A 7406-nucleotide genomic window follows, 5' to 3' on the forward strand; every position below is an offset into this window, starting at 1 on the left:
TAAAAATTATCTATTAGCTCAAATGCTTGCTGGATAAGGCATTTCTCTACCCTATGCCCAATACCCTATGCCCAAACAACCGGGTTTTCCACCACAAGTACGCCAGAGTCAGTATCTTCATATTTGGCATTGACAGTTATGCGGAAGCGGAATCATTCTCAATGGTTCCAGATCGGACGTACTTGTTCGGGAAGTGCCCTACTTTTAAAATCCATAATTCCTGTATCTTTCTTTCCCCTTCTAAATTGATAAGCGTTACACTCTCTGGTGTATGCTTATTACCTCTGCTTTTTCACTCGATCGAGCCATAGATCGCCACCCTCTAACAGTCACGCCTGACTCGCCAGTTTACCAGGTCATCGCCCTGATGAGTCAGGCCAGAGCCAGTTGCGTTTTGGTGGTCGAGCGACAGCAGATTGGCGCGGACGATCGCCTTTCCATAATTGGGATTTTTACAGAGCGAGATCTAGTAAAAATTACAGCCCAAGAGCGCTCTATAGAAGGAGTGACGATCGCAGAGGTGATGACCCACAAGCCTTTCACGCTTAAAGAGGCCGAAGCGCAAGATATCTTGACTCTGCTGAAGCTGTTTCGTCAAGCAAAATTTCGTCATCTGCCAATTGTAGACGACCAGAGTACTTTAGTTGGCCTGATTACCCATCAAAGCCTTCGAGAAGTTCTGCAACCGGCAGATTGGATGCGCTTAAGACGAGTTACAGAGGTAATGACAACTCAGGTAATTCAAGCGCCCTCAACTATCTCCTTAATACAGCTGACCCAGCTGATGGCACAAAAGCGTGTCAGCAGCGTAGTAATTGTACAAAATGCTCAAGGACAGAAATCCACAGAGACGCAGGAGGCCGATCGTTCGTTGCCCCAATCTGCCTCGATCCCAGTGGGGATAATCACAGAGCGGGATATCTTACAATTTCGAGCCTTGGGATTGGACTTCTACAAAACTAAAGCAGAAACAGTGATGAGTAGCCCGCTGTTGCCAATTCGATCGAGCGATTCTCTCATCGCCGCTCACGAAAAAATGCGCCAGCAGCGCATCCGGCGCTTGGTAGTTTTGGGAGATGCTGGGGAACTGATCGGTGTGATTACCCAAACCAGTCTCCTGCAAGCCCTAGATCCGATCGAAGTAGATGCCTCCGTAGGAGCTTTGCAGCGAGTAATTGAGGAGCGCACAGCAGAACTTGTGCAGACCAACAAGCGACTGGAACAAGAAATATCGGAGCATCAAAAAACGGAAGCAGCCCTGCGTTTATCAGAAGGTCGTTTGGCTGGGATTCTGAATATCGCCCAGGATGCTGTTATCTCCGTTGACGAACAAATGTGCGTTCAACTCTTCAACCAAGGTGCAGAAAAAATATTTGGCTACACCGCTGCTGAGGTTTTGCAGCAGCCAATCGACTTGCTCTTACCTCCCGGCTTCACAAAAGCCCATCGCCAGCACATTTTTAGCTTGTACAAACCCGCTGATGGGGGGCAGCAGATGGCAGGGCGTCGGGAAATTTGGCTGCGGCGCAAAGATAGAACCGAGTTTCCCGCCGAAGCTTCCATTTCCAAGCTGGATCTCCCAGAAGGAACCGTATGGACGGTGATTTTACGCGACATCTCCGATCGCAAGCGGACGGAAGAGGCACTTCGGCATCAAATGGCGCGAGAGCGTCTCCTCGCCTCTCTCTCCCTGCGAATTCGTCAGTCTTTAGATATAAATACAATTCTTAATACCACCGTTGCCGAAGTGCGACAATTTCTCAAGGCCGATCGAGTGATTATCTATCGCTTTCAGCCTGATTGGAGTGGCGTTATAGCGGTAGAATCTGTTGGCCCTGGCTGGGTTCCTATTCTGGGCACAACCATTCACGACGTATGCTTTGCGGCAAATTACTTAGATCGATATGAAAACGGTCGCATCGAAGCAATCGAAGATATCTACACCTCCGGGATAAGTCAGTGTCGCATCGATCTACTGGCTCCTTTACAGGTCAGAGCCAACTTAGTAGTTCCCATCCTTAAAGAAACCAGGGCAGCAGAAGGGCTGGTTAGTACAGGCGTCCTTTCAGAGGCAGCAGAGCAGCCGCACGATATCGTAACTCAAAACTCAGTACAGGCGAAGCATTCGCGCTCAGAATCTAGTGCAATAACGCCAAAACAGAGCGCGAATCCTGATGCTTCCACTACCATAGCCCCTTCTCTTTGGGGATTGTTGGGGGTACATCAATGTTCGCGAGCCAGACGATGGCAGGAATGGGAAATCGATCTGCTCAAACAATTGGCCACACAGGTGGCGATCGCTCTCCAGCAAGCAGAACTATACCAAAAGTTGCTCGCCGCTAACCAACAGTTGCTGGAACTAGCTTCCTCAGATGGATTAACCTTGGTGGCAAATCGCCGTCGCTTTGACGAATACCTCAATCAAGAGTGGCGGCGACTGGTAAGAGAGCGAGAGCCACTATCGCTGATTCTCTGCGATGTAGACTTTTTCAAAGCTTACAACGACACATACGGTCATATCGCAGGTGATATCTGTTTGCAGAAAGTGGCGGAAGCTATTCGTCAAGCCACAAGACGCCCAGCCGATCTGGTGGCCCGCTACGGCGGTGAAGAATTTGCCGTGATACTCCCCAACACACACTCTGCCGGGGCAGTTTATGTAGCCGAGCAAATCCGTGCCAAAGTCGCAACTATGCAAATTGAGCATCCCAACTCACAAGTAAGCCAGTTTATTACCCTCAGTTTGGGAGTTGGCAGCACGATTCCCGACTATCAATCTTCACCTGCTCAGCTAATTGCTGCGGCTGACCAAGCGCTTTATGAAGCAAAAGCACAAGGACGCGATCGAACTGTGGCCCACAATGTCTAAATTCACGATCCTATTTACCAATGTACAAACAGTACGATACAATATCGAAACCAAGTCGGTTCTGACGGGGAGCAGCCGTCAGAGGTAACGGGGAAAGAACGGTGAAAGCCCGTCACTGTCCCGCAACTGTGATGAGGCAATATCTTTTTGTCTCTAAGTCAGAATGCCTGCCGACTTAGACATCACTCCTGAAAACATCTGCGAGGTATGGATGACTGCACGTTCTATTTCGATTCGGAAAAAAGCGATTAACTTAACTTTATCGTTGCCCGTACAAGCGACTCTTTACTTATCCCTTTCTTCTCTGATACTCTGGACAGTTTACTTCTCCACATACCCAACTGCACATAACAATCTCCATTCTCTGCGTCACAGCACTTTGCTCGTCGGCTGTCATTAGTCATCAGTCATCAGTCATCGATCGAATGTTAGCGGTTAGAAGGAAAAGACCGCTAACAATTAACTTTTGACAGACGAGTTTTGAGTGACGGCTCATCATCGGCAAAGCACAAATGAAAAGAAGCAAACATCTTTTAATAGGTGCGATCGCTCTGATGGCGATCGCCTGTTTTCGTTCCAGTGGAGTAGCTCAAAATCCTCAACCAACAGTACAATTAACAACTGAACCGACTGTTGGCAAAATATTACCATTTCAGGCGGCAGCTGCAACACCTCAATCGCCAGCACTTCTAAAGTTACAGGCTTTAAATACATCCGGTAAACCTTTAAAGGACGCCAGAATTCACCTCAGTATTCTCACACCACCTCAAAATCCCTGGTTTGCCACCGATTTTCCCATCGTGGAAGGAACAAAGTTACTGGATATCGAAACGATCGCTCCCGACGGCAAATTGCAAATCCAGCAAATTTTGCCAATTCGAGGAAAATATCAGTTATTGGTAAATGTCACGCCAGTTGTTGCCAATGAATTTACTCCAATTCAGCAAAACTTGAGCGTTTCTGTCGCTGAAAATGCGGTTAAATGGCGGAATTTTGCTATTTTAGCAGCAATCCTATTGCTGGTAGGATTGGCAGGTGGTTGGGTAATCGGAGGAAAACAAAAAATCCAGCCAGGAGAAATCGCGCCGTCACAGGTGCGATTGTTGCTGAGTGGGTTAACTGTAGTAGCGATCGCCGCACTGCTATTTGTAAATATCAGCGCCGAACTCGCAGAATCTCAAACACACTCACACCATCACTCTCACGAAGATTCTTCCTTACAGGAAAAACCAACTATTATCAATGCGGGAATCAAACTGGAACTATCCGGAGACAGTCACGCCACAGTCGGTCAGCTTGCTAACTACCAAATCCAAGCAACTGACACTAAAACAGGCAAACCAGCTAGCAATTTAGCTTTTCAGATCGAGACAATTCAGCTAGAAGATAATTGGGTAGCTTTTGCTTATAATGGCAAAACTGATGCTAAGGGAAACTTTGCTTGGGGTCAGCAATTTTTCGATGGCGCACCTCATCGAGTAGAGGTAGAATTTTCTCCGAAAATTAATGGCGATAACAAATCTTCACCTTTAAAATTGACTAAAGCGATCGAAGTAGAAGGGATCGCGCCTCCCCTGTCACTGCGGTTAATTTCTCTCGCTTACTTTACAGGCATCATCGCCATAGGCTTAGTCATAGGACTGCGACTGCCACATCCTCAAACAAAATAATTAAACCTGAAAATGCAACATACTTTATTTGTTTGTACAACCTGCGCCACCGTTTGGAAAGAAGGAAAGCCACAAGGAAAAAGTGGCGGCGAACAATTGCTAGAAAATCTCAACAAACTTCATCAAAACTGGGATTTAAAAGATAACTTTACTATTCAGCAAGTTAAGTGTATGAGTGCTTGCAGCCATGCCTGTACCATCTCATTTGCTGCACCAGGAAAATACACTTATTTATTTGGCGATTTACCAGTCGGAGATAGTGCATCTGCTATCCTGGACTGCGCCTACCAATATTATGCTAAAGCTGATGGTTCGTTACCTTGGTCGGAGCGACCCGAACCTCTGAAAAAGGGTATAATAGCGAAAATTCCTCCTTTAACAGAGGCGAGAAGTTAGATTTTTATACTTTGCCAGTTCGGCAATCGCCAAAAACAATTAATTCGAGCGATTAATTAAGACAAGATTCTTGAGAGTTAGGATAGTTTTATGGCCGGAAAAATTCCAGTTACTGTAATTACAGGTTTCTTGGGTAGCGGTAAAACCACGTTGATTCGGCAAATGCTGCAAAATAATCAAGGTCGCCGAATAGCTGTACTTGTTAATGAATTTGGCGAGTTGGGAATAGACGGAGAATTGTTGCGATCGTGCCAAGTTTGCGATGAGGAAGAAAATCCTGCTAGCAACATAGTAGAACTCACAAACGGTTGCCTTTGTTGCACGGTACAGGAAGAATTTTTACCAACTATGCAACAAATTTTGCAGCGAAAAGATAAGCTAGATTGCATCCTGATCGAAACATCGGGATTGGCTTTACCGAAACCGTTAATTCAAGCATTTCGGTGGCCGGAAATTCGCACGGGTGCTACAGTAGATGGTGTCGTCACGGTGGTAGACTGCGAAGCCATTTCATCTGGTACTCTCGCCAGCGATATCAACGCTTTAAACGCGCAAAGAGAAGCCGATCCAAATTTAGATCACGAAACGCCGATCGAAGAACTGTTTGAAGACCAATTGGCTTGTGCGGATATGGTACTCTTGACAAAAGTCGATCGAGTAGATTCGCAAACACAAACGCAAGTACAAAATTGGCTGAAACAGCAGTTACCGCAAACAGTGAAAATTGTGCCTTGCGATCGGGGAAATATCAGTCCAGAATTGCTCTTGGGATTCAATGCTTCTGTAGAAGATAATTTAGAAAGTCGTCCCAGTCATCACGATGAAGAAGAAGACCACGATCACGATGACGAAATTAACTCGGTTTACTTTATTTTCGATAAAAATTTTGAACCGCAAGCATTGGTAGCTAAGCTGCAAGATTTGGTAGAAAAGTTGGAGATTTATCGCATTAAAGGTTTTGTTGACGTAGCGAACAAACCAATGCGGTTAGTGCTGCAAGGAGTAGGCGATCGCATCGAATATTTCTTCGATCGACCTTGGCAAAGTTCCGAACTGCGTCAAACAAAATTGGTATTTATCGGTCGCGACCTCGATCGCACTCAAATTGAGTCAGCGCTTTTGGAAATGTGAAGCGATCGCAAATTATAATTGGTAAACAAAAATCCGATCCCTCCTCTTTGCCTTTCAAATGCCGTACAGCCAATTTACTACCATTAGCAAAGTAAAAGCTGCCTTCGATCTTACAGTTTTGGCTCTTCCGTACTTGAAGTGATAATAAAATGTAATGAATGCTTTGGAAAGCCTGTCATACAAGCGTTATACCTTTCGTAGAAGTACAAAATCTAACTTATTAGTTTTAGACCCTTGAGCTTCGCTCTGCTCAAGCCAACCGGCAAATTGATTAGCAAAATTTATCACACTAAGTACGGGAGAGCCCAAAACGAGAGCGTCAACAATATGCCGAAGAAAGTTGAATTTCCCTTTGAAAAAGCAAGACGAATTACCCCAGAAGAAGTGATGGCGGCTGAAACTGCTATTCAAGAGCAGTTTGGCATCAATTATTCTAGAGTTGGAAGACCGCCAAAAAATGAAACAGAAAAATATCAAGCAGTATCAATTCGACTTCATCCTCAAGTGATTGCTTGGGCAAAAGCGGAAGCAGAAAAACGAGGAGTTGGTTATCAAACTATTATTAATGAAGCTTTGCTTAAACTTTCGGTATGACAGGTAATTATGATGCACAGAAGTGAGGCGCGATCGCTCTATCGGTGAAAAAAGATAAAGTGCGTTGGCGTAGCCTGCCTAACGGGATATCCCGTAGCCTGTGTGTCAGCACTTATCGCATTTTTCAGCCTCGTCTCGATCGTGTCTGTCTCTCACAGATTGCTTATGATAAATGTATTATCCTATGTCTGGGAGTTTAAACCATGTCTCTCGCTGAGTTAATTCCTTTGGTGAACAATCTGAGCCAGTCAGACAAATTATCTCTCTTCAAACTCCTAGCCGTGCAAATCCCAAAGGCTGAATTACAAGTTATCTTTTCTGCATCAGAGTATCCAGTTTGGTCGCCCTACGACGCAACGGAAGCGGCAAACATTCTGATGCAGATGATTCGGGATGACCAAGAGACATCTACTCATGCCTAGTAAAATCGAGTTTCCCTTTTCTGACGATGAAGCATTACCCACAATTCCCATCACTCTGAGTCATGCAGGCTTCTCTGTCTCCGCGAATGCACTGCTAGATACTGGGTCTGCGGTCAACCTATTACCTTATGACATCGGGCTGCAATTGGGTGTCATTTGGGAGGAACAAACTGTCCGCTTACCATTGGCAGGAAATCTTGCAAAGGTTGAAGCGCGGGGTGTATTTGTGTATGTTCAAATTGGGAATCTAGAAGCAGTTCGTCTAGCATTTGCCTGGGCACAATCCTCTCAGGTGCCTTTAATTCTTGGGCAAACGAATTTCTT

The 7406-nt window shown here is 45.6% G+C and carries 8 protein-coding genes and 1 riboswitch; all 8 genes read left to right on the plus strand.

Annotation, left to right across the window (positions count from 1 at the left end; translation table 11 throughout):
- The first annotated feature begins 271 nt into the window (after window positions 1-271).
- Window positions 272-2869, plus strand: coding sequence for a diguanylate cyclase (locus H6S82_RS12180; RefSeq protein ID WP_190465348.1), 2598 nt, complete (start codon window positions 272-274; stop codon window positions 2867-2869).
- A 39-nt stretch (window positions 2870-2908) separates the two neighbouring features.
- A riboswitch (cobalamin riboswitch) is annotated at window positions 2909-3059 on the plus strand.
- Complete coding sequence (locus tag H6S82_RS12185; protein ID WP_242056922.1) at window positions 3033-3269, plus strand: CbtB-domain containing protein; 237 nt, start codon at window positions 3033-3035, stop codon at window positions 3267-3269. It overlaps the preceding riboswitch by 27 nt.
- Before the next feature lie 112 nt (window positions 3270-3381).
- Window positions 3382-4539: a hypothetical protein gene (locus tag H6S82_RS12190; RefSeq protein ID WP_199315314.1), complete on the plus strand. Its 1158-nt coding sequence runs from the start codon at window positions 3382-3384 to the stop codon at window positions 4537-4539.
- A gap of 12 nt (window positions 4540-4551) precedes the next feature.
- A complete protein-coding gene (locus H6S82_RS12195; RefSeq protein WP_190465347.1) occupies window positions 4552-4935 on the plus strand; it encodes a DUF1636 family protein in 384 nt (127 codons plus the stop codon).
- A gap of 90 nt (window positions 4936-5025) precedes the next feature.
- A complete protein-coding gene (cobW, locus tag H6S82_RS12200; protein WP_190465346.1) occupies window positions 5026-6066 on the plus strand; it encodes a cobalamin biosynthesis protein CobW in 1041 nt (346 codons plus the stop codon).
- Window positions 6067-6393: 327 nt separating this feature from the next.
- On the plus strand, window positions 6394-6660 hold the full coding sequence (locus H6S82_RS12205) for a BrnA antitoxin family protein (protein ID WP_190465345.1): 267 nt from the start codon (window positions 6394-6396) through the stop codon (window positions 6658-6660).
- A gap of 203 nt (window positions 6661-6863) precedes the next feature.
- Window positions 6864-7082, plus strand: a complete 219-nt coding sequence (locus H6S82_RS12210) for a hypothetical protein (protein WP_190465344.1) — start codon at window positions 6864-6866, stop codon at window positions 7080-7082.
- Window positions 7075-7406: aspartyl protease family protein (locus H6S82_RS12215; RefSeq protein WP_191056264.1), on the plus strand; the 332-nt coding region annotated here is incomplete at its 3' end. The genes H6S82_RS12210 and H6S82_RS12215, both read left to right, overlap by 8 nt.

This window comes from Planktothrix sp. FACHB-1355 (assembly GCF_014748295.1).
Taxonomy (GTDB): domain Bacteria; phylum Cyanobacteriota; class Cyanobacteriia; order Cyanobacteriales; family Aerosakkonemataceae; genus Aerosakkonema; species Aerosakkonema funiforme_A.

Excerpts from the sequence above, each read along its gene's own strand:
- H6S82_RS12180 (WP_190465348.1), top strand. The coding sequence starts at position 272 with ATGCTTATTACCTCTGCTTTTTCACTCGATCGAGCCATAGATCGCCAC.
- H6S82_RS12185 (WP_242056922.1), top strand. The coding sequence starts at position 3,033 with ATGCCTGCCGACTTAGACATCACTCCTGAAAACATCTGCGAGGTATGG.
- H6S82_RS12190 (WP_199315314.1), top strand. The coding sequence starts at position 3,382 with ATGAAAAGAAGCAAACATCTTTTAATAGGTGCGATCGCTCTGATGGCG.
- H6S82_RS12195 (WP_190465347.1), top strand. The coding sequence starts at position 4,552 with ATGCAACATACTTTATTTGTTTGTACAACCTGCGCCACCGTTTGGAAA.
- cobW (WP_190465346.1), top strand. The coding sequence starts at position 5,026 with ATGGCCGGAAAAATTCCAGTTACTGTAATTACAGGTTTCTTGGGTAGC.
- H6S82_RS12205 (WP_190465345.1), top strand. The coding sequence starts at position 6,394 with ATGCCGAAGAAAGTTGAATTTCCCTTTGAAAAAGCAAGACGAATTACC.
- H6S82_RS12210 (WP_190465344.1), top strand. The coding sequence starts at position 6,864 with ATGTCTCTCGCTGAGTTAATTCCTTTGGTGAACAATCTGAGCCAGTCA.